Source organism: Kibdelosporangium persicum, from assembly GCF_013280595.1.
In the GTDB taxonomy this organism is placed as follows: domain Bacteria; phylum Actinomycetota; class Actinomycetes; order Mycobacteriales; family Pseudonocardiaceae; genus Kibdelosporangium; species Kibdelosporangium persicum.
Window position 1 is genome coordinate 22132 of record NZ_JAAATY010000010.1, and the last position, 26246, is coordinate 48377.

The following is a 26246-nucleotide window of genomic DNA, read 5'->3' on the forward strand; positions in this document are numbered from 1 at the left end:
GAGGGTCAGCTGGCGGCTCTGACGTCCCAGTCGTCGGTGTCGTCGATACGGTCGAGGACGGCCGAACTGCTGCTCAGGGTGGGGAACGTGATGGCGTCGATGGACAGGTTGATGATGTCCTGCCGGTAGTCGTTGATGATCGCGAGGTTGGAATCCTGCAGGGTGACGATCGCCTCGGCGAAGCCCTTGGCGAACTCCGCGGCGTCCAGGAGGCTGAACGGAAGTGCGGCCAGCCCCGCGAGATTCGCCGCGCAGTCACCCAGGTAGCTGATCCCGGTCTCGTAGGTGTTCATCACATGGGTGTACGCACCCGCGATGGTCTTGGCCATCTCGGTCATCTTGGCCGACGCCGTGTCCATTCCGGCCAGAATGGCGTCGAGGTGGCCGGTGAAGGCGTCGTGCGCGCCGCCTTCCCAGTAACTGATCAGGACGTTCTTCCTGTCGGTGAGGTCCTGTTTGATGGTCGTGGGCACGGCCGCGGCCGTCCCCCAGGCCAGCGCCGTGTCCATCACCAGACGCGGATCGCCGAGGATGTCCTTGATGATCTGGATCGCGTCCGAGACGACGGCCACAAAGGACTGTCCATTGGGCACGACAACGCCGGTCACGGCGCTACCGGCGGCTATCCACGCGTCGATCTCCTCGGCCCAGCTCGTCACGTTCGCCGCGTCATCGGTGGGAAAAGGAGTGGGATCACCCTGGGGCAGGCCGAGCTGGGCGCTGAGTGCGCCGCTGTCGGTAGGAGTTGTCATAGCCCTGTCAGTCCATCTCGTCTTCGACGTAGCCGAACTGCTCGTAGTATTCGGCTTCTTGCTCGTTGTAGAACTTGGCGACCTTCTCGAGCGCCTTCGCGGTGTCGTGGAGTGATTCGCGGCCGACCGCCAGCTTGTCGACAACCACGTCCTTCACGTCGTTGTAGGCCGTGGAATAGCTGGACAGTTCACCGAGCACGCCAAGGGACAACGTGCCCAGCACCAGGCTGTCGACACTGTCCCGCATGTCGGCCCAGTCCCGTTCGGCGTCGCTGAGTCCCTCCCACATGTCCCCCAGCGCGTCGGGAACTACCTTGTAGCCGTCGGTCATCGACGCTCCTCCCCTTCTGTGTCAACGGTCGCGGCGGTGTCCGCCGATCCTTTTCCGCCGAGCCATCTCCTCGGCCGTGCGTAACGCGGCGAGAAGGTAGTCACCGAGCGGGTCCGGGCGCATCCGCCGCAGAGCGCTGTCGTCGAACTCGATGTGCGCGAGCGCTCCGCTGCGGTCCACGCCGAGACGGCCAAGGCCGTGCTGGATCTCCGCCTCGGCGTAGGACACTGTGGACTGGTACGGGCGGGCCGCTCGCCGGGGCGGCGGCTCCTCGTCGTATTCACCGACGTCGTACAGCCGCATCTCGTAGTCGTCACCCATGGACCTCTCCCCTCGAATCAGTGGCCGGTACGCAGCACACGTTCGTAGTCGGCCCGTGCCTGGGCTTGGGCCCTGCTCACCGCCTGCACCACCTCTTGCGCCAGCTGGGGACCGCGGGTCCGTGTCAGGGCCGCAGGTGCGATCTCGATCCGCGTCACCCGCCCGCGGTGGTCGGCGATCGCCTTGACCATGCGGCCATCCGACACCCCGACCGACTGGCGACCGGACAGCTCGCGCTCGACCACACCCGTGATCGCCGTCACGATCTCGGTCAGCTTCCGCGCGTCCTGGACCATCTGCGCGCAACGCCTGGAATCGATCAGCATCGTGGACACCTCTCGTCAGCGGGGCAGCGCGAACGCCACCGTGTCCGGATCTCCCTGGGAGGCTGCGCGGTGGGTCGTCTTGAACATGACAAAAAGACCATCGCGCCACACCGCCTGATGGTTGTCCGCGCCGAAGCCGAACGTCCTGACATGCTTGTTGAGCTTGTCGTCCGCGTGGGCTTTCGGCCCGATCGCCATCAGCGGCGCGAGCTTGCCGGTACCCGGATCGACGGAGAGCACGAGTCCCTTGCTGCCGTTGGGATTGGCCGGCTGGTACGCCACCACGCCGCCGTCGGTCACGGGCACCAGGCTCAGTGCCCGGCCCGCGACCATCCCGGTGCGCCACGCCTCCTTGCCGGTGTCCAGGTCGAACGCCACCAACTCGTTGCGGAACTCCGTGCTCCGCATGCCGGGTGACGCGTCCTTGGTGTCGGGATTGACCTGAGTCGGCGGCGTCATGACGATCACCTTGTTCCCGGCCACCCTCGCCCGGTCGCAGTAGCCGAGTGACCACCCGTCGCAGGCCGACATGTACTTGCCACGGACGTACGCGCTGATCGGCACCGTCCTGCCAGACGCCGGGTCCACCCGCATCAACTGGGTTTCGTGGCCGAAATGGCCGAGCTCCACCACAAGCGGGTCGGCGGACACCACATCGAGCACCGGGAGCGGTTTCCCGTCCTTCCCCTTTGGCGTCGCCCACTCCCATACGGACTTGAGGTTCGCGTCGAACGCACGCAACTGGTTGCCGGCGTTGCCACAGACCGCGTGCGCCAGCAGAAGGTCGCCGAAGAGGCCGACGCTGCGTGACTGGCACGCGGCATCCGGACTCGGCGTCGACCGCACCGCACCGGTGTTGATGTCGAGGACGCGCACACCGGCTTGACTGGGAACCACCACCGCCTCCCCGAACACCACCGGCACGTCGGTGACGCGTACCTGGCCGCCTTTGACCGGCGGCAGGTCGGCGGCGACCACCTCCTTACCGGTGCCGATGTCGACCACGACGAGCTTCTCGCACAGGCTCGACGTTCCATCGCCGGTGGCGACCAGCAACGCCACCCGCAGCTTCGAATGTTCCTGGGACGACGGGCACCGGGAGTCGTCGACCTTGCCGACCGGCACCTCCCACGCCTGCTTGCCGGTCTTCATGTCGTACGCCACGACCCGGCCGGGCAGCCTGCGCACCAGGTGTTCTCCGGTCACCCAGTGGTCGTCGACGCCGATCGTCTTCGGCGCCACGCCCTGGGGGACCTGCCACGCGACTTCCGCGGCGCCGACGGATTCGACCGCCGCTTCGTAGTCCTGGGCCGCGGGTGTGTCGGCTCCGGCGGAACCGCCGTCGCCGCCACTCGTCCAGAACCAGACGCCGCCCGCCGCGCCGATCACCACCACGGCGACGATCACGGCGATGGTGATCAGCCGCGTCCGCCGGGCATCCGGTCGCGGCCCGCCCGGAGGGACGTGACCATGCCATGGGCCTCCCGGCGGAGGGCCGGGTGGCGGGTAGTTGCCCTGCGGTGGCCCGTACGGACCGGGGCCCGGTGCGCCGTGTCCGGGATACTGGGGTTGCATGGACATCGTTTTCCTTACCGCACCGGGTAGCCGTGCTGGGGGTACGAAGACGGTGGGCCTGATCTGACGGCGCTCTTGAGCTTTCCGGCGCCGTAGAGCAGGTAGCCGATGACGATGACGCCGACCAGCAGTCCACCGATCATGGCGGCGAACTCGTCACCGTCCGGGTCGAGGAACGAGTACAGGGAGTTGTAGATCCCACCGGCGAGGAAATAGACGAGGTACGCCAGCGGGAAGGCGATCCACGTCAACGGGTGCCACCACTTGACAGCAGCCTGGTTGCGGCCGACGAACAGCCAGTCGACGAGCACGATCAGCGGTGTGTAGACGTGCTCGAACGGCAGGTAGTCGAAGTCGCCCCCCATGATGCCGAAGAACGTGCCGGCCACCAGCAGCAACAGCACCGTGATGGCGCCGCGCAGCCACGGCGACCTCGGCTCGTGCCGCCTTCCCCCGGTGACCGCGGGATACAACAGCAGTCCTATGTAGGCGATCGCGGTGGCGAGGCTGGCCTGCTGGCTGAGCCCTTCGAAGTTCTCCGACCAGCCGGTGGCGTCGCTGAACCCGTACAACGCGCAGCCGATGATGGCCAGGCGCCACAGGCTGACCCCCACCAGCACCGCCGGTCGCACCGGCTCCGGCGCCGGTGGCTGGCGCAGCGGCTGGTTCGGTGGGTAGTACGGCTGGTTCGGTGGGTATGGATAGTAGTTGCCGTATGCCGTCATGCTTTCCTCAGCTCCGCTCGCTGATCGAGTCGACGGCGAACCACGATCCCCCCGAGTGGACACACGTAATTCTGTTCCCGGTACACGCGACTTCCCCAGATGGTGATGGTTGCCAGATGTGGCTGTGTACCGCGGTATTCGCTGCCCCCTCGACAGCGAGTACCCGCGGTACCACCGTTGCCAGTCAGGCTAGGTGGACCGCGGGGCCGGTGTTGTCGGGTGAACGCCCTACAGCGAGGCCTGGTTGAGCTCCGCTAGTGTGATGACACCGTCATCGAGTGCTCGGGTGACGAGCTCGCTCTTGGTACGCGCGGCCCGTCCGACGTTGGCGTACTTCACCCGTACCCGGGCGATGTGGGTGTCGACGGTCTTGACGGTGATGTGGAGTTTCGCGGCGACGAGTTCCTTGGAGGAAGAGGCAAACCATGCTCGCAGCACCTCGGTCTCCCGTGGTGACAGGCGCGGCCGGTCCGGAGTGTCGTCGGCGGCCAGCGCGCCGGACAACGACGGCGCGGTGTACTCCCGCCCCTCGGCGGCGGCTCTGATGGCGGGCACGAGGTGGTTCGGCCCTTCACGCTTGGTCAGGTACGCCAGCGCGCCGAGATCGATGCACTTGATCGCGGTGACGTTGTCGGCGTGCTGGGAGTACACGACCACCCGCCGTCCACTGTCGACCAGCCTGCGGAGCTCGCCGAAATCCGGTTTGCCCGGCACCAGTTCCAGGTCGAAGATCACCACGTCGGCGTCGGCGCCCGGGCCGGTCCACACACCGGAGAGCCGGTCCCCCACGTCGACGAGGCTGATCGGCGGGTCGGCCTGCTCGCACCAGTACCGCACGCCCGCCGCGATCGCCACGTGATCGTCCACGATCACCGCCGTGATCAGCTCGGCTGCCATTGGGCCTCCATCCACACAGTCCCGTCGCCGCCGAAAATCTCGACCCGCACGTGCGGCGTGGCCGATGCCGGCTCGACCGGCTCGGCGCAGTCCGCGACCACACTGACCGACACCAGATCAGCGCTGCCGACAACGGTGATCCGCGCCCACGAGTCGGCCGTCGCGAGTGCGGTGAGCGCAGCGTCGGTGAGATCGCGCCGCACGACCACGGGCGGCACGGGCCACTGGCCACGCGCGTCGAGTTCGACCTCGACACCCTTGCGGTCGGCGATGTCCGCGCAGTGGCGCAGCTCGTGCAGCAGCGGGTTCTCGACGGTGTCCGTCTCGGCGAACAGCCGGCGCATCCTGGCCGCCTCGATCGCGCAACCGCGCCGCACCGCGGGATCGGACGGTACGAGCGAACCGTCGGCGAGCCCTTCCAACAGCGGCACAGTCGTGCCGGCCAGTTCCGCGAATCGTTGCGTGCGGCGTTGGTGCGCGGCCTCCGCCACCGCCTCCGCGGTGCGTATGCCCTCGAGTTCCCGGGTGGCTTTGACCGCCTCCCTGCCGATCCGGCCCAGCACGGCCGCGACCACGGCCACGCACAGCGGGAGCCCGAACACCGTCACCGAACCGGTGGCGAACCGCGCCAGCGTCCCCCGGCTGACGTCGTGGAACAGCAACAAGTTCACCAGCGCGAGCGCCTCGTGTGCCACCAGGAACGTCGCTACCGTCCTCAATGGGCGGTCGAGCAGCACGACGAGGACCACCCAGCCAGTCGCCCCGAACATCCAGTCCACCGAGGTCGACGTCTTGCCGTCCGGCAGCGTCAGGTACGACAGCGCGGACGCGCCGAACACCAGGGCGAGGGCCGGCCAACGCAGGAACTGCCACGGCTTGCGCCTGATCATCAGCACCGCTTCGGTGCCGAGCACCACCGTCAGCGCCACGATGGCGACGAACTGGGCAGCCGGAACGACATGGGATTCGAGGTGCCGCAACAGGTTGATCAGGCCGAGCACGTCCACCGTCAACACGGCGACGAGCAACGTCGCGATCCGTAACCCGCGCCTCAGTTGCGCCTGAGTCTCGTCGTCACTCACCGTCGGCCCGCCACGCCAGTCGCACCACAGTGCCTGCTCCTTTGGCCGACGTGATCGTGGCCGTGCCGCCGATCCGGTTCATCCGGCCGTGCACGGACTCACGCAGCCCGCGCCGCGTCGCACCGGATGCGTCGACGACCTCAAAACCTTTGCCCTTGTCAACGATCTCGACCCGCACCGCGGTCGGGTCGCCGTGCAGCCGGACGGTCGCCTCATCCGAACCGGCGTGGCGGCGCACGTTGTTCAGAGCCTCTTGCACCGCGCCGACGATCGCGCTGGCCACGTCGAACGGCAACGGCAGCCGTGGCGGGGCGTCAAGCTCGACGGTCAGGTAGCCGGCGTCGAGATCGGCGCGTAGCAGATCGACGAGGTCGGCGCGCGACGGCGTCCGCCCGCCGTCGGAACGTAATCGGGCCAAGTCGCGCCGCGCCTGCGGGGCCAGCCAGCTCGCACCGGGTGGCACTTGCCCCGTGCCGACCATCAGCAGCGTGGTGGCCGCGGTGTCGTGCAACGAGTTCGCGAGCTCACGCTCCTCGGCCCGCACGGCCGCCGCCACCGCGGACTCCCGGCGCGCTCGTTCGGCCGCCGCGGCCAAACGGTCGGCGCGTTCGGCCGCGCGGCTGACGAGTATCCAGGCCGCCCTGGACATCGCGGCCATCACCAGCATCCATGCCTGTACCCAGTCCACCGGCAAACCGGCCACCATGAAGATGGCGATCATGCCCACACTGGCCACCAGCGCGGCGACGGCGCCGGTCACCAGCGTGGTGTGCCACTGCCAGGTCACACAGGCGAAGGTGACCAGAAGCCGGAGCCACCCGAAGTTGGTGTCCGCCACCGCTTCGGTCCAGAACACACTCAGGCACAGTCCCAGCAGGATCGTCACGTCCGCCGCGATCGGGACGGAGCGGCCGCGGTACAGCCACCAGCCCTGGCCACAGGTCCATGCCACCGCGACGGCGACCATCAGCGCCGTGGCCGCGAAGCCCTCCGCGGAGGTTCTGAGCAGGGCGATCGCGCCGATCGGCGGCAGGATCGCGACGCGGACGCCGACGGCGTAACGGCGGCCGAAGTCGCCCAGCAGTCGCACGGCTTCGCCCGTCACCCGTCACCTCGCCGGCCTCAACTCGGTCAAACTTCGCGGCGGTGACGTTACCGGTCACCATGATCACGTGGAGACAAGGCTACGCATGATCATGGTGACCTTGGCCTCATACCCCAAAATTGCCACCTGTCCTCACCCCGGACTGCCTGATCCACTGTGGACAGTACGGTCAGCCCGCCGGGTCGTCGCGGAAGGCCGCGACCACGCATTCGACCGCGTTGCTCGCACTGCCCGTGGCGACGACGATGCTGCCGGCGATCGTGATCGCCGGCTCGAGCGGGATCGACCGGACGCGGGTGGAGCGGATTTCGGAGACCTGACCGGCCGGCAGCACCGTCCAGCTCCGTGGATCCGAGCCGACCTCGACGATGGTGTCCTGGAGCGCGCCGGTCGGCCGGCCCGCCTTCGGGCACAGCCCGGTGTCGTGCAGCGCCAGGACCAAGGCGTCGTGCAGCGGCGGATCGTGCTTGCGAGCGGGCACACGCAGCGTGTGGTCGGCCAGTTCGGCAAGGCTGACGGCACCGCGGTCCGCGGCCGGGTGGCGCTGCGACACGACCGCGAACAGACGTTCGGTCCAGGTCGGCAGCACCGTGAGCCCGGGCACGGAACGCACGCCACGAGTCAGCGCCAGGTCGAGTTCACCGTGCCTGACAGCGTTGAGCCGGGCGTCGATCGGCAGATCGACCAGTACCACGTCGAACTCGGGCGCACGCTCGCGCAGAGCGTCGATACCCCGTTCCAGGCGGGCGGTCATGCCGGCGGCGGTGCCGATGCGCACGGTCGTCGGGACCTGCACGGCCGCGACCTGTACCTGTTCGGCCGCGGCGAGCGTCCGGCGTGCCGCGTCGAGCACCCGCTGCCCGGCCTCGGTGAGCCGGACACGCCGGGGTGACCGGTCGAGCAGCCGGACACCGAGTTCCCGTTCCAGCCGGGCGATCTGCTGGCTGACGGCGGGCTGCGCGATGTGCAACCGCTCGGCGGCCCGGCCGAAGTGCAGTTCGTCGGCGACGGTGACGAAATAACGCAGTGCCCGCAACTCCATGGTTCCTGCCCGGTACGACTCCGACGATAAGCTGAGCTTATCGCAGCGCATGCCGGTTGAGTCTGGTTCGTCCCGCTGTCCGGTGCTGAAGTCGTGACCATGACTTTGGAACTGGGACTGCTCGGCGCCTACCTGACCGCCGCCGACGCGACCGCCGCGCAGGCCGTCGCGCTGGAGGAGGCCGGATACGGCGCGGTGTGGCTGGCCGCGTCGCCGGCCGCCGATCTCCTGCCGGCGGAACGACTGCTCGACGCCACCAGCCGGATCGTGGTCGGCACCAGCGTGATCAACGTGTGGCAGGCTGACGCGGAGACTGTCGCGGAGTCCTACCACCGGATCACGGACAAGCATCCCGATCGGCTCCTCCTGGGCATCGGCGCCGGCCACCGGGAACACGACGCCGGGTACACCTCCCCAGTCGCGAAGATCACGACCTATCTGGACACTCTGACCACGGCCGGCGTGCCCGCCGACCGGCTGCTGCTGGCCGCACTCGGGCCCAAGATGCTCCGCCTGGCGGCCGACCGTGCCGCGGGCACGGTCACGCTCCAGGTGACGCCCGAACACACCCGGCGAGCCCGGGAGATCCTCGGACCGGACAAGCTGGTGGTGCCCGGACACGGCGTGCTGCTGGACACCGACACCGAACGGGCCCGCGCGACCGGCCGGGCCGGGGTCCGGCCCATGCTGGGCATCGCCAACTACGCCAACAACCTCCGGCGGATCGGCTACACCGACCAGGATCTCACCGATCCCTTCAGTGACCGGCTGATCGACGCACTCGTGCTGCACGGCGACGCCGCCGCCATCGCGGCCGGCGTCCGCGTGGAGCTGACGGCCGGGGCGAGTCACGTCGGCTTGCACGCCATGGGCGAGGATCCGGTCGGAATTCTGCGCGCGGTCGCCGAGGCTGTGCGGGATCAGCAGGTACTGCGGACGTAGCGGGATCGACCCATCGCGCGGTGTCGCGAAACGGTGACTCTCAGTACGCTGGCGAGTCATGCGACCCGACATGCTACGCACGCATCTCCACAGCAGACGCGATGTTCTTGGTTTGACGGCGAAGGCGGCGGCAGTCACCGCCGCCGTCTCGGCAGGGATCGACGCTTCGGCCGCGGCCGCCGAAGAGGAGTTCAGCGATCGGATGTTCTCGCTGGACGAGGTGGCGGGCTGGGCCGAGCGCACCGCCCGCCGTTACGGCCGCGATGACCAACGCGGCACGTGGAACGAGGTGACTCCCGAACGGACCGGCCAAGCATTGCGGCTGCTCGACGGGCGCGGTCCGGTTAAGACGTACAACCTGGGCGAACTGCTCCAGGACAACTTCCCGGCGTTCGCCGGCGTCCCGCCCAGGGTGTTGCGGCAGCGGCTGCTCGTCACCGGCTACCAGCCGCAGGGCGACTTCGTCCCGTCCGCGGACTACGACCCGCGGACACATCCGGAGTCAGGCATCCTGCAGTCGGCCACGCCGCTCGGCGCGAACGCCATCTCCTTCAACGAGGAGCGGTTCCCGCACAGCGGGACGTACCAGATCGCCACCCAGCTCGACAACCTCGGGCACGTCGGCGTCGGCGACATTTACTACAACGGCTTCCGTGGACCGGACATCGCGACTCCGCGCGGACTGGCCAAACTCGGCAACGAACACACCGGCCCCATCGTGACCCGTGGGATCGTCTACGACATCGTCGGCCTCAAGCTGGCACAGGGCGCTGGTACCGACCTGTTCCGTTCACCCGTGAACGGCGAATGGGTGCTACGCGACAACTACCGGATCACCCTGACCGACCTGCGCGCCGCGCTGCGCAGGCAGGGCGTGCGCCGGGAGCCTGGACCAGGCGACGTCGCGCTGTTGCGTACCGGGTGGACGCACCTGCTCGACCGGGCCGCGTTCGACGACCCGGAAAACCCGAACAACCGGCGCTACATCACCAACGAGCCGGGCATCTACCTCCGCGAAGCCAGGTACTTCGCGTCCCGCCGCGTCGCCATGGTCGGCAGCGACACCTGGGGACTCGAGGTGACCGATCCCGCGGTCACCGGCCAGAATGTCTTCCCGGTGCACCAGGTGCTTCTCGCCCAGCACGGCGTCCGCATCGGCGAGGGAATCCGTACCGAGGAACTGGTCGCGGACGGCGTGTCCGAGTTCGTCTACATTGTCACGCCCCAGTTCCATGTCGGCTCCACCGCCGGAAACACCCCGCCTGCCGCCCTCGCCGTGCCCCGGCGCTGATCGTCGCCCCGCGCGTCACTGTCTTGACAGTGACGCGCGGGCACGTCAACACTAGTCGTCACTGTTTGAACGGTGACGCCGAGGGGCGGCGTTCCGAGACGTCTGGACGGATGCCTGTGGACACATCACCCACGATCACCACCCCGGTGAGCGCCGGGGAATACCTCTACTTCCTCGACCGTGCGTTCCGCGGCATGCTGGAGGTCCTTGCCGAACTCGGCGACGACCGCGTCAACACCAGGCCGCCGCTGGGCGGCGCGAACAGCCCGTATGCCATCGCGTACCACTGCGCCGAAGTAGCCGACTACTGGATCGGCCACGTGGTGGCCGGCCGACCGTCCACTCGCGACCGGAACGCCGAGTTCGGCGCGACGGGAAGCATCGAGACCCTGCGCGAGCACATCGCGAACGTGCGGCGCAACCTGCGCGACGACCTGGCCGCCGAAGTGCCCTTGTACCCGGCGAATCCGCCTTCGGCGGACTACGAGGGCCCGGACCGGCCACTGACAAGCACCGGAGTCCTGTTGCACGTGCTCGAGGAACTGGCCCAGCACCACGGTCAAGTCCAGCTCACTCGCGACGTTCTCCTCGGGAAGCAGGCATCGTGACGGTGCCGACGACGATGGCCACGGACCCGTTGTTCGACCGCCTACGGCTTGACGAGTTACGCAGGCGTCCCGGCGTCAAATGGCAGCGGGTAGCCGGAGATGTCCTGCCGGCATGGGTCGCGGACATGGACTTCGCGGTGCCGCAGGTGGTCGCCGAGGCCATCTCCGACACCGTCCACAACGGAGATCTCGGCTATCCGAACTGGCCGGACGGCAATCCCCTGCGTGCCGGGTTCGCCGACCGGATGCGCGAACGCCACGGCTGGCAGATCGCCGCGTCCGATGTCCGGGAGCACACAGACCTCATTCAGGGCCTGCAACTCCTGCTGCACCTGAGCACGAAGCCCGGCGACGCGGTCGCCGTGCAGACCCCCAACTACCCTCCGTTCCTCGCCACCATCGACACCATGCGCCGCAAGCGGGTCAACTCGCCGTGGCTGCGTACCAGCGAGGGATGGGTGCCGGACATCGCCGGCCTCGCGGACGCTGTCGCTTCCCATGACTGCCGGGTTCTGGTGCTGGTCAACCCGCACAACCCGACCGGGCGTGTCCTCTCTCGCGAGGAACTCGCCGAGATCGCGGCCATCGCGCACCGGCACGACCTGTTGGTGATCAGCGACGAGATCCACGCGGAACTTGTCTTCGCGCCCCACGAGCACGTGCCGTTCGCGTCGCTCAGCAAGGACACCGCCGCGCGTACGGTCACCCTGTCGTCTGCCGGGAAGGCGTTCAACATCGCCGGCCTGCGTTGCTCGGTCGTCCACTATGGACCCCGACGGCTGCTGGCGCTGCGTGACGCCCAGCCGCCCGACCTGTACGGCGTCGTATCACCTCTCAGCGTCGCGGGCACGTTGGCGGCGTGGCGGCACGGCGCGGAATGGCAGAACCGGCTCATGCGCGTCCTGGATCGCAACCGGCGCCGCGTCGCCGAAGCTGTCCGTGAATGGGCAGGAGACGCGGCGGAGCCGATGCCGGAGGCGACTTACCTGTACTGGTTCCGTGCCCAACACCTCGGCTTGTCCGGGAACGATCCGGTCGGCGAGACCCTGCGCCGCGCCAAGGTGCTCCTCGACGGTGGCCCGGGATTCGGTCCGGACGCGGAGCAGTACCTCCGGCTCAACTTCGCCACAAGCGCGTCGCTGCTGGAGGACATCCTGGCCAGGCTCGGCACGATGGCGCGCCACTCACGCGGTACATGAGGACAACGCCTATCTCGCGCGCTGTCTGCGCCGGTATTCGGCGGCTTTCATCCGGTTGCCGCATTCCGTCATTCCGCACCAGCGCCGGGGCTTGCCCCGGGAGTCGTCCACGAACAGCCGGGTGCACTCCGGCCTGCCGCATTCCAGCACCCGGTCGAGGTCCGGCGAGCCGATCAGTTCGATGGCGTCCCGGGCCACTGTCGACAGCACCGCGACGACGTCCCCCTGACGTTCCAGCGTGCCTTTGGCCGTCAGCACCGAGCGCACCGGCGGCTGGTCGGCGAACGCCTGCAACTCCGCGCGGGCGACCCGGCGTTTCGGTTCCAGCCGTGTCGCCGCGTAGACCAGTTCCCGCAACCTCCGGAACTCGGCCGCACCGGCGTCGTCCACCTTCGGCGGTCGCGTGAGCAGCCGGGCCTGGACGATCCACTCGGCGACGCTGGGACCGTCGGGCAGCAGTTCCTCGGGCTCGCTCCGGCGCCACTTCAGCGTTCCGGCCAGGTCAAGCGACACCCTGCCGCTCACGAACACGTGCACGTCACCATTGTGACGGTAACGGCCGGAACGCGGCAACCTGACCCGGTGCGATCCTCGTATGGCCGAAGTCGACACCGCAGCCGAACACCGAGATCCGCCTGCCGAGGTTGGCAGGCGGATCAAGGTGTCGCCGGTCAGCGTCGGCCGACGATGGTGACCTGAGCGGAGTTGTCGGGCATTCCGGCGATGCTGACCTGGCTACCGGCGGCAGGATCAGCGGTGCCCATCCCGGCCAGCGGCTGGAACCCGGTCCAGCTGCCGTTGGTTTCACGCACCTGGTGGTACACCCGGTCATCGGCGCCGATGATCAGAACCTGTGCCGAACCACCAGGCATCCCGGTTATGGCGACGTCCTTGCCACCCGCGGGATCCGACGTGCCTACTCCGGCCACTGGCTGGAATCCGGTCCAACCGCCGTTGACTTCCCGCATCTGGTGATACACCTTGCCATCGGCACCGACAATCAACACCTGCGCCGAACCATCAGGCATCCCGGCAATGCTGACACGACTACCACCCGCAGGATCAGCAGTCCCCATACCGGCCAGCGGCTGGAACCCTGACCAGTTCCCCGTGACCCCGCGAATCTGGTGGTACACCCGGCTGTCCGCACCGATGATCAGAACCTGTGCCGAACCATCAGGCATCCCGGTTATGGCGACGTCCTTGGCGCCTGCCGGGTCGGCGGAACCCATTCCGGCGACCGGACGGAACCCGGTCCAGCTGCCGCCGACATCGCGAACCTGGTGGTACGCCTTGCCATCGGCACCGACGATCAACACCTGCGCCGAACCATCAGGCATCCCCGCGATGCTGACACGACTACCACCCGCAGGATCAGCAGTCCCCATACCGGCCAGCGGCTGGAACCCAGTCCAAGTACCGTTCACCTCCCGAACCTGGTGGTACACCCGGCCATCCGCACCAACGATCAACACCTGCGCCGAACCATCAGGCATCGCCGCAATCGACATATCACGAGCATCACCAGGCTCCGCCGTACCGTAACCAGCCAACGGCTGAAAACCCGACCACTCCCCGCCATCCACACCACGAACCTGATGGAACATCGGACCCGAAGCCGGCTGAGCCGCGTCTTCGACGATCTTGTCGTACCGGATCGGCGTGTAGCCGCTCGCGTACGACGCCGACCAGACCCGTTCCACTGTGGGCGACCCCTTCGGCCCGGCCTGCTCACGTACGACCGGTCTGGTGCGTGCCGCGTCATCCCACCTGAGGAACAGCGCCATGTGGGAGCCCGCGTCGTTCAGCGCGTCACCCGGGCGAAGGTCCGCCCGCGGGATTTCGTGCGACACGAGGTGGACGTCTGAGGTCGTGTAGGACACCCGCAGCCCCCACGCCATCGAGACGAACCCCGAGCAGTCGGTTCGGTAGGAGCCGTAGTGGTTGGAGTGGCACGCCGACTGGCTGTACGGAACACGCGCATCGAGCCACGTTTTGGAACGCGTCAACGTCTGGCTCCGGCTGGTCGGTTGGTTGGCCGGGTAGGTGCCGCAGTTGAACAGCACCCCGATGTCGCTCTCCGGCACCGGCGCGGCGGAGGCCGTGGGCGCGAACACGGTGACGCACAGCCCGGCCGCGGCCACCAGCAGCGCGCGACGGGCCGGGTCGATCCAATCTTTCCGAAGCTTCATTTTCATTTCCTTTCGAGAAGTTCCTACACGACCGCGACGTACCGGACGGGCCAATACATCTCCGGCGTGTCGTCGTAGGGGTAGTCGAGGATTCTGTGCACGGTTCCCACTCCACCGGCCTGTTCAAATCCCCAGTACGCATCGCCGGTCTCGTCCACCCATTTGTCGAAAATGGTGACGTGTCGTTCGAGATTCGTACCGCTGACGCGGAGCAGCACGTCCCCGGCCAGTAGTTCGCTTTTGGTGATCGTGGAACTCACCGCGGCGAGCCCGATGGTGTCGAGTCCGCCATGCCGGTTCGACGGTTTTCCCGGAAGCGCCCATGCCATGGACACGTAGCCCGAGCAGTCCGTCCGGTAGGTGCCGTGCTCGTTCTCGTGAAAGCTCGTCTGGCTGTAGGGAACGGAGGGCCGCAACCAGCTCTTCGCGCGCCGAATGATCTCGCTTCTGGTGATCTCCGGTCCCGAAATCGCCGTCGGCAGCCTCGTGCGCGATGGACGCATTCGCGTCACCTGCTTTCCGTGTCGTTTCCTGCTGACAGGGAAAGCTTCGGTGACGCGTCTGCAGACGGCCTATAACTGGCCGATACCGCCTATAGGTTTCCTATAAGAGCACCCGATTGAGCCAATCACGGGGAGCAAGGCCGGCCAACTCGCCCGCCTCACGGGCGCCGTTCGCCCGCAACAAGGCGAGCGCGCGGGACCAGTGGTCCTCAGCCGCGGCGGGGTCCTGCGGGAGGACCGCGGCGGCCAGGTCACGCAGTGTCCGTCCTTCCCAGAGTGGGAGGTTCAGGTCATGCCATAGCCGAACGGCGGTCTCGAGGTGCTCGGTCGCCGCAGCCGGATCACCAGTGGCCAACGCGAGGTCGCCGAGGGTGCGGGTGGTCAGGGCGGTGCCGAACCGGTCTCCGTGGTCGGCGCATATCCGCAGGCACGCGGCGAGGATTTCCGCCACGCCCCCCGGTTGGCCCTGGCGGAGTTTCGCCTTGGCCAAGGACTGCAACGCGTAGGCGGCGCCCAGAAAGTCACCGACCCTGGCCAAGATCAGGTATGCGTCCTCGCTCAGCGCGGCCGCTGACTCCGCGTCGCCTTCCGCTCGCCGGCACAAGCTCAGCCCGCGCAGCGCGAGTGCTTCACCGCGCGGGTCGTCCAGTTCGCGGTACAGCTCGACGCACTCCTCGAAGGCACGCGCCGCGACAGAGAGGTCGCCGTGATCGCGGTCGATGGCGCCGAGCCCGTACTTCGCCGCGGCCAACAGGCTGCCGTCACCGATGTGGCGGGCCAGCTCGGCGGCGCGGACCAGGCTGGTCCCCGCCTCGGTGAATCGCGCCAGGTCTCGCTGCACGGTGCCGATCCCCACCAGGGCCACGGCCTGGATCGACTTCTCACCCGCTGCCACCGCCGTGCCCAGGGCCCGCTGGAAGTACTCGAGGGACGCCGCGAAGTCGTCCCGCTCGTAGTACACCTGACCGAGCCCGGCCAGGATGGCCGCCTCGGCGCGCTTGTCGCCCGACCGCGCCGCCGCGTCAAGCCCGGCATCGTGCATGCGTTTCCAGCCGTCGAACTCGTTACGGGCCACGAACGGCGATGACAGCAATGAGGTGATCAGCAGCGTGCTCGACTCCTCCGCGCCCAGCTCGCGTGCCCGTTCCACGGCCCGGACCATGGTGGTGGTCTCCGAAGCGAACCAGTCCGTGGGATTGTTCATGGCATCCGCGGCGAGCAGCGGGTCGAGCCGTACCTCGGTCGGTGGAGTCAGCCGCAACCCGAGTGTCACCCGGGTCATCCGGGCCGCACCGGCCTCCACCAGCGCCATCAGCATGTGCAGCATCCGGCTGAGCGCCTCGGAGATCACGCCGGCCGGTTCGTGCCGGGTGCCTTGCTCGGCGCCGAAGATCCGCACCAGTTCGTGGAAGCGGTAGCGGACACGTCCCAGCGCGTCGATCCCGGCGATGTCGAGCAGCCGGAGGTCGACCAGGTGCTCGACCAGGTCCTCGGCCCTGGCGGGCGAGACGTCCAGCAGCGGCACAGCCAACCATGCCCCGAAGCCGGGCAGATCGAGCAGGGCGAGCAGGTGGAACACGCGCCTGCACTCGCTGTCCAGCTCGGCGTAGTGCAGTTCCAGGCTCGACCTGATCGCGAGGTCCCCGACGGCCAGCTCGTCGAGCCGCCTGCGTTCGTCGGCCAGCCGTGTGGCGAGCATGCGCAGCGGCCAGTGTGCCCGGGCGAGCAGTTTGGCCCCGGCGACCCGGATGGCGAGCGGCAGTCCGGCACAGAGGCCACCGATCGTGGCCGCGACGTCCGGCTCGCTGTCGACTCGTTCGGTGCCGATGATCCGGCCGAGCATCTCCACGGACGTCTCGGTCGACAGGATGTCCAGCTCGATCGGTTCGGCCCCGGCCAGACCGGTCAGCCGGGCACGGCTGGTGACGATCACCAGGCAGGTTCCGGACCCCGGCAGGAGCGGACGAACCTGGTGTTCGGCGCGGGCGTTGTCCAGCACGATGACCAGCCGGCGACCGGCCACGGTCATCCGGTACAGCTCGACCCGCTCGTCCGGGTCGTCCGGGAGGTCCGCGGCGGGCACGCCAAGCGCTCGCAGGAACCGGCCAAGGACGTCCCCGGCATCCACCGGGTTGCCGGTCCGGCGCAGGTCCGCGAACAACTGGCCGTCCGGGTAGTCGCCGGCGAGCAGATGGGCGCAGTGCACCGCGAGCGCCGACTTGCCGGACCCGCCGACCCCCGAGACCACGATCGGTGCCGCGCTGTGAGCCTGTGACCTGGCCAGCCGCACGACCCGAGTCACCTGCTCCGCCCGTCCGGTGAAGTCGGCGATGTCAGGCGGAAGCTGATTCGGTATGCGGCTTGGCGCTGCCGTCGGCTGGCGCGGTGCCGGTGGCCGGATGGTCGACGTAGCGGTTTTTTGAGCCGGTGCCGGCCCGGACAGCGTTCCGGCAAGGATCTGACTGTGCAGTTCCCGCAGGGCCGCGCCCGGCTCGACCCCGAGCTCGGTGATGAGCCGCTCCCTGCCCTCACGGTAGGCGGTGAGCGCGTCGGCTTGGCGGCCGCTCTGGTAGAGGGCCCGCATAAGCAGAGCGCGGGCGTCCTCCCGGAGGGGATGCGCCGTGGACAGCGCGGACAGCCGGGACAGCGCCGCCGACACGTTGCCCAGCGCGAGCTCACACCGGGCGAGCCCTTCCTCGACGGCTAATCGTTCGTCCTCGATGACCATGGCGCGAGCGCGGGCGAATCCCGCCTCGACACCGCCGAACGCGGGGCCACGCCACAGTGCCAGCGCCTGGCGGTACAGCTCGGTCGCTTCGTGGAAGTTCTGCAGCTGCTCGGCTCGGCGCCCCTGCGCGAGGCCCTGGGCGAAGGCGACGATGTCGACATCGCCGGGCTCGATCTCCAACACGTAACCGGGCGCGCGGGTCGCGACCGCGGCCGGCGCTCCGATCGAGGCGAAGCTGCGCCGCAGCGAGGACACGTAGGTGTGCACCAGCGCGACGGCGGACTGTGGCGGCCGTTCGTCCCAGATCATGTCGACCAGCCGTTCGATGCCCACGACCTGCCCCGGCTCCACCAGCAGCGCGGCGAGCAGTGTTCGCGGTTTCGCCCCACCGAGATTCGCCCGCACTCCGTTCGCCACGACTTCGACCGGACCTAAAGCGCCCACGTTCATGCAAACCCCCAAGGAACCATCGCTCCCATTATCGGGTGTGCGTGGTAACCCCGTCATCCCCTGGTACGCGTAATGATCGTTGCTCCGGCGAACGCCTGTCCTTCCTGGAGAAGGTCCGTCCATATCGGACTCGCGACTCGTTGGTGGTTCGAGCGGCAACACTCCGAGGTCTTCGACGCCACCAGGTTGTGGTGCTGGGCTGGCCTGGCGGGCGTCACTTCGACGCGGCGAACTGCTCGGCCACCTGTTGCGTCTTGCGGGCGCCGCCGTCGATCTGGGCGGAGGAGTATTCACCTTCGTCGTAGGCGAGGAACACCAGGGAACCCACCCTGGTCACGGCGATCCGGGTGCCCGAGGGCGAAAACGCCGGCCCGCCGACGGTGCCGGCGGCGACGAAGCCGTCGTCACCGATGCGGACGTCTTCACTCACCCATTGCCATGCGTTGCCTTCCGAGGCGTTTCCGCCCGTCTTACAGGCACTCAGGACACGCCGGAACCCGGAAACCGTTTCCGCGGCGACATCCGCGCTGGGGAAGGCCGCCAGTTGCCTGGCCTGCCGCAGTTCCGGACCTGTCCGGCTGACACTGCGGAACGCGACGCGTTTGCTGTCAGTGGGGTACGTGGTGGGCCGGCATGGGTCGAGCAACCAGGGCTGCCCGATCGTGTTGTCGGTTTTCCACCCGGTCGCTCCCGGCGACGTGCTGCCTTCGTTCTCGTTGGGCAGCAGCAGATTCGCTGGGATACCAGAGCCGACCTGCGGTTGCGAGTCCGAAGTGGCCGGAGAACGCGTGCTCGCCGCGCTGCTTGCCGTGACAGGGCCGGACGTCGCCGTGCTTGTGGGAGCGGCCACGTTCTGACTGGTACAGCCCGCGATCACCAACGCAGTCGCCATCGTCACGACGACGGTACTTCCCTTACGGGACGTGGTCTTGTGCGATGTGCTCATACTTGGTAGACGGTTCACCGGTACGCAGGTTGTCCCGATCATCGAATCGGAAGCGACCGGCTGGACCGCGAAGGCTCACGGTCCCCGGCGCAGAAGATCGGCCGTGGCCGGTGTACGTGATTCGCTCTGGGTACAGATCGGCGCCCGGCACAGTACCGCCGTTCACGAGCCTGCGGTGACCATGGACCCACGCGGCTGGCCGGGCCGAGGAAACGCGCGTGTCGCCGCGCCACGGGTCCGCGTCGGCCCGCTTCCGGTCGCCATCGGTGATGTGACCAACAGTAGCCGATCGTTTACTTGACTCGCGAGTAGGCAGGCGCCAGACTCCACAAGCGACACAAGAGTCCACACCGGACTTCACTCCTGGGAGTGCCCTGCCATGCTTGTGAAAACCCCACCGTTCCGACGTGTCCGGCGAGCCGTCGTCGCCCTGTCGGCCACTGCCGGATTCCTGACGGTCCCCACCGCCGCGCAGGCCGCGGACAACCCCTTCGAGCGGGGTCCCGCGCCGACCACGGCGAGCATCGAGGCCACCCGTGGCCCGTTCGCCACCGCGCAGACAACCGTGTCCTCCGTCGCCGTCAGGGGCTTCGGCGGTGGCACGATCTACTACCCGACCAGCACCGCTGAGGGGACGTTCGGCGCCGTCGCGATCGCCCCCGGCTACACCGCCTCGCAGTCCAGCATCTCCTGGTTCGGCCCGCGCCTGGCCTCGCAGGGTTTCGTGATCTTCACCATCGACACGAACTCCCGCTACGACCAGCCCGCCTCCCGGGGCGACCAGCTGCTCGCGGCACTGGACTACCTGACCACCAGCAGCTCGGTGCGCGACCGCATCGACAGGAACCGGCTCGGCGTCATGGGCCACTCGATGGGCGGAGGCGGCTCCCTGGAGGCCGCGAAGGACAGGCCGAGCCTGCAGGCGGCCATCCCGCTGACGCCGTGGAACACGACCAAGACCTGGTCGACCGTGCAGACACCGACACTGATCATCGGCGCCGAGAACGACTCGACAGCCTCGGTGTCCTCGCACGCGGAGCCGTTCTACCAGAGCCTTCCCTCCACTCTGGACAAGGCGTACCTGGAACTGGCCGGTGCCAGCCACTTCGCACCGAACTCCTCGAACACCACGATCGCGAAGTACAGCATCTCCTGGCTGAAGAGGTTCATCGACAACGATCTGCGCTACGAGCAGTTCCTGTGCCCGGCACCACGCGGCACGGCGATCTCGGAGTACCGCGACACCTGTCCGCACTCGGTCTGATCCAGGCCCGACGGCCCGGCTGAGCCGTCATCGACGACGCCGCCCTCGCCGTACCCTGCCGGTGAGGGCGGCGTCGCGCGCCTGAGAACGAGCTACCCCGGCTCTTCGAAAGGCCGGCCCGCTCGGGAGCAAGTCAGTCCTGCGTGCCCTCGGTGGAGAACTCCGGTGGCGCCTGCAGGTCGTGGGCACGGAAGAGGACGGCGTGCTCGACGCCCATGGCCTTGCCGCTCATCGCGGTGAACTGCGGGATGAAGTCCGCGGGAGCGGGATGGTCCGGCAGCGCGGCCAGGTACGCGCCGTGCGCTTCGAGCGAGGCGACGCCGCGGCGCAGCGGCTCCCCGGTGACCTCGACGCCGTGGGTCACGCTGAAGCCGGGCAGCCCGGGCACGATGAACCAGCGCACGGAGTGCGGTTCAAGGTCCTCCTCCTCGACCTGCTCCGGGAAGACCCACCTGTTGCCCGCGTCGCGCACCGCGTCGAGCGTCGCCAGCCCTGCCGCGCGGTGGTCGGCCTGGTCGAAGCCGAAGGGCGTCTCGACCTGGTGCCCCATGCCGAGAACGACGTCGGGCTTGAACCTGCGGATCTCCCGGCAGATGTCGCGGCGCAGATCGAGGCCGTAGACGAGGACACCGTCCGGATGTTCCAGGACGGTCAGGTGCTTGACGCCGACGACGTCACAGGCCGCCCTCTGTTCGGCGACACGCAGGCGCGCCGTTTCCTCGGGATGGTTCGGCATACCGGCCTCGCCACGGGTGAGCAGGAGGTACCCGACCTCGATGCCACGGGCGGTCCAGCGCGCGACGGCCGCGGAGGTGCCGTACTCCATGTCGTCAGGGTGCGCGACGACGCAGAGCACTCGCTGGAAGGACTCCTCGGGAAGAGCAGGCAATGTCATGGCGGCCATCCTTCCCTGTTTCAGGGTTCACCGGCCGGCCGGGCACGAGCGGCGTCTCGCTCAGCGGATGAGCCGAGGTGCGGCGGGTCCCTCGTGAGAGCTATCGCGGTTGTCGTTTCCAGCGGGATGTGGCCGCACCACCTGGCTTCCTAATCTCTGTGTGCCACAAGGGAATCCCCGTGGCACAAGCAGAGAGGACCAGGATCTTGGCCGACACGAATCACGTGCGGGACGCCGTCCGGACGGCAAGGCTGCGCAGGTTCCGGTTTCCCGTGCTCGCGATCGCGTTCTTCGCGGTCATGCTGGCGAACGCCGGAGTCAACCAGCTCGTGTCGCCGGTCGCACTCCTCGCGCTGCCGGTGGGCATCGGGGTCGCCGTCGCCATGGTGACTGGTTACCGCCGGCTGTCCCAGGTCGTCGAGCAGCGGTCAGCGGTCCCTGAGGTCGACACGCGGGGCATGTGGTCCGGCTTGCTGCGCGGGGCGGCGGTCGGGGCCGGGCTGTTCGTCACGCTGATGCTCCTGATCGCGATGTTCGGCGGTTGGCAGGACATGAGCTGGGGCTCCGTCTGGGGATTCATCGCCACCGCCGGTACGACGGCGAGCGTCGCGGTCGTCGAGGAAGTGCTGTTCCGTGGCATCCTGTTCCGGATCATGCAGGAGCATCTCGGCACTGTGATCACCTTGGTCACGTCCTCGGTGCTGTTCGGTTTGACGCACCTGCTCAACGAGAACGCGACGGTGTGGGGCGCGATCTCGATCGCCTTGTCGGGTGGTGCCCTGACCGGTGCCGCCTATGTCGCGACCGGTTCGTTGTGGCTGCCGATCGGCGTGCACTTCGCGTGGAACCTCACCCACGCCGGGATCTTCGGTGTCGCGATCTCCGGCTCGGCCGAGGCTCCGCGCAGTCTGCTGCACACCACGCTGTCCGGCCCGTCCCCGCTGACCGGTGGCACGTTCGGACCGGAGGCGAGCCTGATCGCATTGCTGATCTGCCTTGTTCCCACCGTCGTCCTGTTGCGGCGCGCGGTCCGGGAAGGCCGGATCCAGCCCCGTCGCTGGCGTGCCAAGGCCTGACCACTCCCATGCCAGTAGGCTCGCGTGGTGTTCCTGGTCCAGACTGCACGCGCCTGGTGGCAACGGAGAACTCAGCTCGCCAAGGACACTTTGTTCTCCGCGGCGCTCACGGCACTGGCTTTCGTGCCGACAGTGTCGGCCATCGGAGCTCAGCTCGGTGACCTGCCGAAACGTCCCGTGGACGCACTCGCACTGGTGCTGATCGTGGCTCAGTCCGCACCACTGGCGCTCCGGCGCCGGTGGCCGGCGGCGTGCCTGGCGATCATCGGCGTCGCCTTCGCGCTGCACCAGTCGTTCGGCTACCCGGACACGTTCGCGAGCATCGGGCTGTACTTGGCCCTGTACGCCGCGGGTGCCCACCAGGTCCGCCACCGCGCGGTCCTCGCGGCGGGCGCGAGCGCGGGTTACTGCGGACTGGCAGTCGTCTTGCACCTGCTGGGTTCTCCCAGCCAGATCCAGGTGTTCCTCGTGTTCTATCTGACGCTGGTGGTGATGTGGATGTCCGGGACCGCGATACGGCGATGGCGGGCCGAAGAGGCTGAGCGCCGCCGGCTGAGCGTCGAGGTGGCCACTGCCGGCGAGCGTGCCCGCATCGCCCGGGACTTGCACGATGTGGTGACCCATCACGTGACCGCCATGGTCATCCAGGCCGACGCGACACAATTCCTGCTCGACGGCGCGCCGGGACGTGTCGGGGAAGGGCTGGCCTCCATCAGCGACACCGGTCGCCGGGCACTGACGGAACTGCGCCACCTGCTCGGTGTGCTGGAGGCGACCGGCGACTCCACGACCACGGACCGCTCACCGGCCCTCGGCCGGGTCAGTGACCTGGTCGAGCAGGCCCGCTTGTCCGGCCAGCCGGTCGAACTGTCCAGGCATGGCGATCAGCGCGAGCACGCCGTCGACGTCGAACTGGCCGCTTACCGGGTCGTGCAGGAAGCGCTCACCAACGCGATGAAGTACGCGAAAGGACAGTCCACCATGGTCAGGATCGACGATCACGATGACCGGATCGAGATCGAGGTGACGACCGACGGAGCCACGAACGGCACACCCGATGTCGCTTCGGGCGGGCGCGGCCTGCGAGGACTGCGGGAGCGGGTACGCATGCTCGATGGCGACCTGGTGGCCGCGGCCCGGCCCGAAGGCGGGTTCCGCGTGCACGCCCTCATCCCTTCACGGAGCGAAGCATGACTGACGCGCCGATCCGGGTGCTGGTCTGTGAGGACCAGGCGCTGGTCCGTGCCGGCTACACCACGATCTTCTCGGCACAGCCGGACATGGAGGTCGTCGGCGAGGCCGCGGACGGCAGACAGGCCGTCGAGGAGGCGCTCCGCCTACGCCCGGATGTCGTCGTGATGGACATCCGTATGCCCATTCTCGACGGCATCGAGGCCACCCGCCGGCTGGCCGGCCGTGGTGTGGAACGACCGGCGAAAGTGCTGGTGGTCACCACGTTCAACGTCGACGAGCACGCCTACGAGGCGCTCAGGGCAGGCGCCAGCGGTTTCCTGCTCAAGGACGCCCAACCGGCGGAACTGATCGCCAGCGTGCGGACGATCGCCGCCGGTGACGCACTGGTCGCCCCGGCTGTCACCCGCAATCTGATCGGTCACTTCGCGGAACGGCTTCGTCCCACCGACACCGCACGACCTGCCCTGGACCAGATCCGGCAGACCCTGACCCGGCGCGAACTGGAGGTGCTCGAACAGATCGCCACCGGCCTCTCCAACGCGGAGATCGCCGAGAAGCTGAGCATCACCGTCGAAACGGTCAAGACGTACGTCTCCCGGATTCTGACCAAACTCGACCTGCGCGACCGCGTGCAGGCAGTCGTCCTCGCCTACCGCGTGGGACTGGTCGTCGCCGAGTAAGACCGTTCATGGCGCGTCAGCAGCGCTGTGCATGGCTGGCGCGAATGCGCCACGTCGTGGGGAATAGCCGTAACGGCAAGAATCACTGACCGCATAGTGTCGCAGTGACGACCAACTCTTCGGCGGGTGCCATGGCGACTGCTCCGCCGGAACGGACGACGTGCTGCGTCGTCGGCGGCGGGCCGGCCGGGATGGTGCTGGGGCTGTTGCTCGCCAGGGCTGGGGTCGCGGTGACCGTGCTGGAGAAGCACGAGGATTTCCTGCACGACTTCCGCGGCGACACCGTCCACCCCGCGACCCTCGACCTGCTCGACGATCTGGGGCTGGGTGAGCGGTTCGCGCGACTGCCGCAGTCCCGGGTCACCGAGGTCGTCCTGCCCGACCGGCACGGCGGGACAGCGCGAATCGGGGACTTCGCGGCGTTGGGCCGTTGGGGCGTGCGGCATCCGTACGTGGCGATCGTCCCGCAGTGGGATTTGCTCACCCTGCTCGCGAGCGCCGGCCGAGCCGAGCCGGCGTTCCAGTTGCGGCTGGGCGTCAGGGCGACCTCGGTCGTCCGCGAGCACGGCCGGGTCGTCGGCGTCCGTTATCGCGGCAACGACGGTCAGCACGGGGAGATCCGGGCCGGCCTGACGGTGGCCTGCGACGGGCGGGACTCCCTTTTGCGCGCGGTCGCCGGGCTGCCGGTGACCGACTTCGAGGTCCCGTTCGACACCTGGTGGTTCCAGCTCTCCCGCCGGGCGGGCGAGCAGGTCGGCGAGCTGACCCGGCGGCCGGGCCGCGGCCGGTTCGCGATCGTGATACCGCGCGAAGGGTACTTCCAGATCGGCTACGTCGCCCGCAAGGGCACGGACGCCCGGCTGCGGGCACGGGGCATCACGGCGTTCCGGGCCGACATCGCCGAACTCCTGCCGGAGTACGCCGACCGCGTCTCCGAACTGTCCACTATGGACGATGTGAAGCACCTCGACGTCCAGCTCAACCGGCTGCGCCGGTGGCACGTCGAAGGGATGCTGTGCATCGGCGACGCCGCGCACGCGATGTCGCCGGTCGGCGGGATGGGGATCAACCTGGCGGTCCAGGACGCGGTCGCGGCTGCCCGCTTGCTGGCCGGGCCGCTGCGTCGCGGTGCGGTGCGCGGTGGCGACCTCGCCCGGGTACGGCGGCGCCGTTGGTTGCCGACGCTTCTGGTCCAGGCTCTGCAACGGATCATGCACGCCGATCTCGCCGGCCCCGTGCTGACCGGTGCGACGGCGGGACTGCCGGGTCCGGCCCTGACCGCGGCACGGTGGTTGCCGTTCATCCGGACGATGGCGGTGTACCTGATCGGTGTCGGGTTCCGCCCGGAGAGGGCACCGGCATTCGCCCGCCGCTGACGCATCGCGTTGCTCAGCGCGAGCCCGCGCCGATCATTCGCAGAGCGAGGTCCGCGTAGAACCCGGCGAGTTCCTCGGGTGAGTCGGTGCCGTCGAGCCGGTACCACCGGACGAGGTCGATGCCCAGCGACAGCACGGCACGCACGGCACGGTTGACGTCGGGCGTGTCGAAGGCCCCTGCCCGCACACCCTTGTGGACCGCCAACCGCAGCACGGAGCTGAACTGCTGCCGGAGGTCCATGACCACGGCGTGGTGTTCGGGCGTGAGCGCGGCCAGTTCGTACTGACAGACGCGGGCCACCGTGTGGTGCCGCGCGTGCCAGACGACATGGCGTGCCACCAGCCCGCGCACGTAGTCGATCGGATCGCCCGTGTCGGCCTGGGATCGCATGGCCTCGAGAGCTCGTTCGTGACCGGTCCGGACGATTTCGAACAGCACGTCCTCCTTCGAGGGGAAGTGCACGTACAGCGCGCCGGGGCTCAGGCCGACGGCGGCGGTGATGTCCCGGGTCGTCGTGGCATGGAACCCGTTACGGCTGAAGCACAGCACCGCCGAGACCAGCAGGGCCCGGACGGCGTCCGAAGTGTCCGCGCGCCACAGGTCGGCCGCGGCCGGATCAGCCGGCACGGACACCCCTTTGCTCGGGCCGCCACCGCGGTTGCGTTTGGCCATCATGCGGACATCCCCACTCCGGACCATGACTTCCGTCTTGACACGGATCCGATGTGGAGTAACTATGCGCTTA

General features: G+C 68.4%; 26 protein-coding genes. 9 read left to right on the plus strand and 17 right to left on the minus strand.

Annotated elements, in window-relative coordinates; all coding sequences use genetic code 11:
• Positions 1-5: 5 nt before the first annotated feature.
• The 10 genes from GC106_RS19310 to GC106_RS19355 all read right to left on the minus strand — a co-directional run bounded on the left by GC106_RS19310 (position 6) and on the right by GC106_RS19355 (position 8156).
• Positions 6-752: a WXG100 family type VII secretion target gene (locus GC106_RS19310; RefSeq protein ID WP_173132442.1), complete on the minus strand. Its 747-nt coding sequence runs from the start codon at positions 750-752 to the stop codon at positions 6-8.
• 7 nt (positions 753-759) lie between these two features.
• Positions 760-1083 (minus strand): hypothetical protein, encoded by a 324-nt coding sequence (locus tag GC106_RS19315; RefSeq protein ID WP_173132445.1) that lies wholly within the window; start codon positions 1081-1083, stop codon positions 760-762.
• Between the two features lie 21 nt (positions 1084-1104).
• Positions 1105-1404 (minus strand): hypothetical protein, encoded by a 300-nt coding sequence (locus tag GC106_RS19320; RefSeq protein WP_173132447.1) that lies wholly within the window; start codon positions 1402-1404, stop codon positions 1105-1107.
• Positions 1405-1421: 17 nt separating this feature from the next.
• Entirely contained in the window at positions 1422-1730 is a 309-nt protein-coding gene (locus tag GC106_RS19325; protein ID WP_173132450.1) for a YbaB/EbfC family nucleoid-associated protein, read from the minus strand.
• 15 nt (positions 1731-1745) lie between these two features.
• Positions 1746-3311, minus strand: a complete 1566-nt coding sequence (locus GC106_RS19330; protein WP_173132453.1) for an outer membrane protein assembly factor BamB family protein — start codon at positions 3309-3311, stop codon at positions 1746-1748.
• Between the two features lie 8 nt (positions 3312-3319).
• Positions 3320-4030, minus strand: coding sequence for a hypothetical protein (locus GC106_RS19335; RefSeq protein WP_173132456.1), 711 nt, complete (start codon positions 4028-4030; stop codon positions 3320-3322).
• A 228-nt stretch (positions 4031-4258) separates the two neighbouring features.
• Entirely contained in the window at positions 4259-4927 is a 669-nt protein-coding gene (locus GC106_RS19340; protein ID WP_173132459.1) for a response regulator, read from the minus strand.
• Entirely contained in the window at positions 4912-6009 is a 1098-nt protein-coding gene (locus GC106_RS19345) for a hypothetical protein (protein ID WP_173132462.1), read from the minus strand. Before GC106_RS19345 ends, GC106_RS19340 begins: the two co-directional genes overlap by 16 nt.
• Positions 6002-7114, minus strand: coding sequence for a sensor histidine kinase (locus GC106_RS19350; protein WP_173132465.1), 1113 nt, complete (start codon positions 7112-7114; stop codon positions 6002-6004). Before GC106_RS19350 ends, GC106_RS19345 begins: the two co-directional genes overlap by 8 nt.
• A 169-nt stretch (positions 7115-7283) precedes the next feature.
• Entirely contained in the window at positions 7284-8156 is an 873-nt protein-coding gene (locus GC106_RS19355) for a LysR family transcriptional regulator (protein WP_173132468.1), read from the minus strand.
• A gap of 99 nt (positions 8157-8255) precedes the next feature.
• On the opposite strand from GC106_RS19355, the gene GC106_RS19360 reads away from it, so the two are divergent.
• The 4 genes from GC106_RS19360 (at position 8256) to GC106_RS19375 (ending at position 12196) form a co-directional block, all read left to right on the plus strand.
• A complete protein-coding gene (locus GC106_RS19360) occupies positions 8256-9098 on the plus strand; it encodes a TIGR03620 family F420-dependent LLM class oxidoreductase (protein WP_173132471.1) in 843 nt (280 codons plus the stop codon).
• Positions 9099-9210: 112 nt separating this feature from the next.
• Positions 9211-10389, plus strand: coding sequence for a cyclase family protein (locus tag GC106_RS19365; protein ID WP_217280710.1), 1179 nt, complete (start codon positions 9211-9213; stop codon positions 10387-10389).
• Positions 10390-10505: 116 nt separating this feature from the next.
• Positions 10506-10997 carry a DinB family protein gene (locus tag GC106_RS19370; protein WP_312872737.1) on the plus strand — a complete coding sequence of 164 codons (492 nt, stop codon included), beginning with the start codon at positions 10506-10508 and terminating at the stop codon, positions 10995-10997.
• Positions 10994-12196 carry a MalY/PatB family protein gene (locus GC106_RS19375; RefSeq protein ID WP_312872738.1) on the plus strand — a complete coding sequence of 401 codons (1203 nt, stop codon included), beginning with the start codon at positions 10994-10996 and terminating at the stop codon, positions 12194-12196. The genes GC106_RS19370 and GC106_RS19375 overlap by 4 nt, the downstream gene beginning before the upstream one ends.
• A 9-nt stretch (positions 12197-12205) precedes the next feature.
• On the opposite strand, the gene GC106_RS19380 is transcribed toward GC106_RS19375, so the two are convergent.
• The 5 genes from GC106_RS19380 to GC106_RS19400 form a co-directional block, all read right to left on the minus strand.
• Entirely contained in the window at positions 12206-12733 is a 528-nt protein-coding gene (locus GC106_RS19380; protein ID WP_173132479.1) for a CGNR zinc finger domain-containing protein, read from the minus strand.
• Positions 12734-12867: 134 nt separating this feature from the next.
• Positions 12868-14388 (minus strand): DUF8189 domain-containing protein, encoded by a 1521-nt coding sequence (locus tag GC106_RS19385; RefSeq protein WP_173132482.1) that lies wholly within the window; start codon positions 14386-14388, stop codon positions 12868-12870.
• 23 nt (positions 14389-14411) lie between these two features.
• Positions 14412-14891, minus strand: a complete 480-nt coding sequence (locus GC106_RS19390) for an NlpC/P60 family protein (RefSeq protein WP_173132485.1) — start codon at positions 14889-14891, stop codon at positions 14412-14414.
• 100 nt (positions 14892-14991) lie between these two features.
• Positions 14992-18069 carry an AfsR/SARP family transcriptional regulator gene (locus tag GC106_RS19395; protein ID WP_173132488.1) on the minus strand — a complete coding sequence of 1026 codons (3078 nt, stop codon included), beginning with the start codon at positions 18067-18069 and terminating at the stop codon, positions 14992-14994.
• Between the two features lie 214 nt (positions 18070-18283).
• Entirely contained in the window at positions 18284-18961 is a 678-nt protein-coding gene (locus tag GC106_RS19400) for a hypothetical protein (RefSeq protein WP_173132491.1), read from the minus strand.
• A 433-nt stretch (positions 18962-19394) separates the two neighbouring features.
• Between GC106_RS19400 and bdeA the strand changes: the two genes are divergently transcribed.
• On the plus strand, positions 19395-20279 hold the full coding sequence (gene bdeA, locus GC106_RS19405) for a bis(hydroxyethyl) terephthalate hydrolase (protein WP_173132494.1): 885 nt from the start codon (positions 19395-19397) through the stop codon (positions 20277-20279).
• A gap of 133 nt (positions 20280-20412) precedes the next feature.
• Here bdeA and GC106_RS19410 read toward each other — a convergent pair whose 3' ends face one another.
• Positions 20413-21183, minus strand: a complete 771-nt coding sequence (locus GC106_RS19410) for a PIG-L deacetylase family protein (protein ID WP_217280711.1) — start codon at positions 21181-21183, stop codon at positions 20413-20415.
• 170 nt (positions 21184-21353) lie between these two features.
• Between GC106_RS19410 and GC106_RS19415 the strand changes: the two genes are divergently transcribed.
• The 4 genes from GC106_RS19415 to GC106_RS19430 all read left to right on the plus strand — a co-directional run bounded on the left by GC106_RS19415 (position 21354) and on the right by GC106_RS19430 (position 25500).
• Entirely contained in the window at positions 21354-22250 is an 897-nt protein-coding gene (locus tag GC106_RS19415) for a CPBP family intramembrane glutamic endopeptidase (RefSeq protein ID WP_312872739.1), read from the plus strand.
• 27 nt (positions 22251-22277) lie between these two features.
• Positions 22278-23444 (plus strand): sensor histidine kinase, encoded by a 1167-nt coding sequence (locus GC106_RS19420; RefSeq protein WP_312872740.1) that lies wholly within the window; start codon positions 22278-22280, stop codon positions 23442-23444.
• Entirely contained in the window at positions 23441-24124 is a 684-nt protein-coding gene (locus tag GC106_RS19425; protein ID WP_173132500.1) for a response regulator, read from the plus strand. The genes GC106_RS19420 and GC106_RS19425 overlap by 4 nt, the downstream gene beginning before the upstream one ends.
• A 131-nt stretch (positions 24125-24255) precedes the next feature.
• Positions 24256-25500, plus strand: a complete 1245-nt coding sequence (locus tag GC106_RS19430; RefSeq protein WP_173132910.1) for an FAD-dependent oxidoreductase — start codon at positions 24256-24258, stop codon at positions 25498-25500.
• Positions 25501-25513: 13 nt separating this feature from the next.
• Here the strand turns inward: GC106_RS19430 and GC106_RS19435 are convergent, their stop codons facing one another.
• Complete coding sequence (locus GC106_RS19435; protein ID WP_246366290.1) at positions 25514-26176, minus strand: TetR/AcrR family transcriptional regulator; 663 nt, start codon at positions 26174-26176, stop codon at positions 25514-25516.
• Between the last annotated feature and the right edge of the window lie 70 nt (positions 26177-26246).

Excerpts from the sequence above, each read along its gene's own strand:
- GC106_RS19385 (WP_173132482.1), bottom strand. The coding sequence starts at position 14,388 with ATGAAGCTTCGGAAAGATTGGATCGACCCGGCCCGTCGCGCGCTGCTG.
- GC106_RS19360 (WP_173132471.1), top strand. The coding sequence starts at position 8,256 with ATGACTTTGGAACTGGGACTGCTCGGCGCCTACCTGACCGCCGCCGAC.
- GC106_RS19355 (WP_173132468.1), bottom strand. The coding sequence starts at position 8,156 with ATGGAGTTGCGGGCACTGCGTTATTTCGTCACCGTCGCCGACGAACTG.
- GC106_RS19390 (WP_173132485.1), bottom strand. The coding sequence starts at position 14,891 with ATGCGTCCATCGCGCACGAGGCTGCCGACGGCGATTTCGGGACCGGAG.
- GC106_RS19430 (WP_173132910.1), top strand. The coding sequence starts at position 24,256 with ATGGCGACTGCTCCGCCGGAACGGACGACGTGCTGCGTCGTCGGCGGC.
- GC106_RS19320 (WP_173132447.1), bottom strand. The coding sequence starts at position 1,404 with ATGGGTGACGACTACGAGATGCGGCTGTACGACGTCGGTGAATACGAC.
- GC106_RS19400 (WP_173132491.1), bottom strand. The coding sequence starts at position 18,961 with ATGGCGACTGCGTTGGTGATCGCGGGCTGTACCAGTCAGAACGTGGCC.
- bdeA (WP_173132494.1), top strand. The coding sequence starts at position 19,395 with ATGCTTGTGAAAACCCCACCGTTCCGACGTGTCCGGCGAGCCGTCGTC.
- GC106_RS19335 (WP_173132456.1), bottom strand. The coding sequence starts at position 4,030 with ATGACGGCATACGGCAACTACTATCCATACCCACCGAACCAGCCGTAC.
- GC106_RS19315 (WP_173132445.1), bottom strand. The coding sequence starts at position 1,083 with ATGACCGACGGCTACAAGGTAGTTCCCGACGCGCTGGGGGACATGTGG.
- GC106_RS19410 (WP_217280711.1), bottom strand. The coding sequence starts at position 21,183 with ATGGCCGCCATGACATTGCCTGCTCTTCCCGAGGAGTCCTTCCAGCGA.
- GC106_RS19330 (WP_173132453.1), bottom strand. The coding sequence starts at position 3,311 with ATGTCCATGCAACCCCAGTATCCCGGACACGGCGCACCGGGCCCCGGT.
- GC106_RS19395 (WP_173132488.1), bottom strand. The coding sequence starts at position 18,069 with ATGAACGTGGGCGCTTTAGGTCCGGTCGAAGTCGTGGCGAACGGAGTG.
- GC106_RS19325 (WP_173132450.1), bottom strand. The coding sequence starts at position 1,730 with ATGCTGATCGATTCCAGGCGTTGCGCGCAGATGGTCCAGGACGCGCGG.
- GC106_RS19435 (WP_246366290.1), bottom strand. The coding sequence starts at position 26,176 with ATGATGGCCAAACGCAACCGCGGTGGCGGCCCGAGCAAAGGGGTGTCC.
- GC106_RS19310 (WP_173132442.1), bottom strand. The coding sequence starts at position 752 with ATGACAACTCCTACCGACAGCGGCGCACTCAGCGCCCAGCTCGGCCTG.
- GC106_RS19425 (WP_173132500.1), top strand. The coding sequence starts at position 23,441 with ATGACTGACGCGCCGATCCGGGTGCTGGTCTGTGAGGACCAGGCGCTG.
- GC106_RS19340 (WP_173132459.1), bottom strand. The coding sequence starts at position 4,927 with ATGGCAGCCGAGCTGATCACGGCGGTGATCGTGGACGATCACGTGGCG.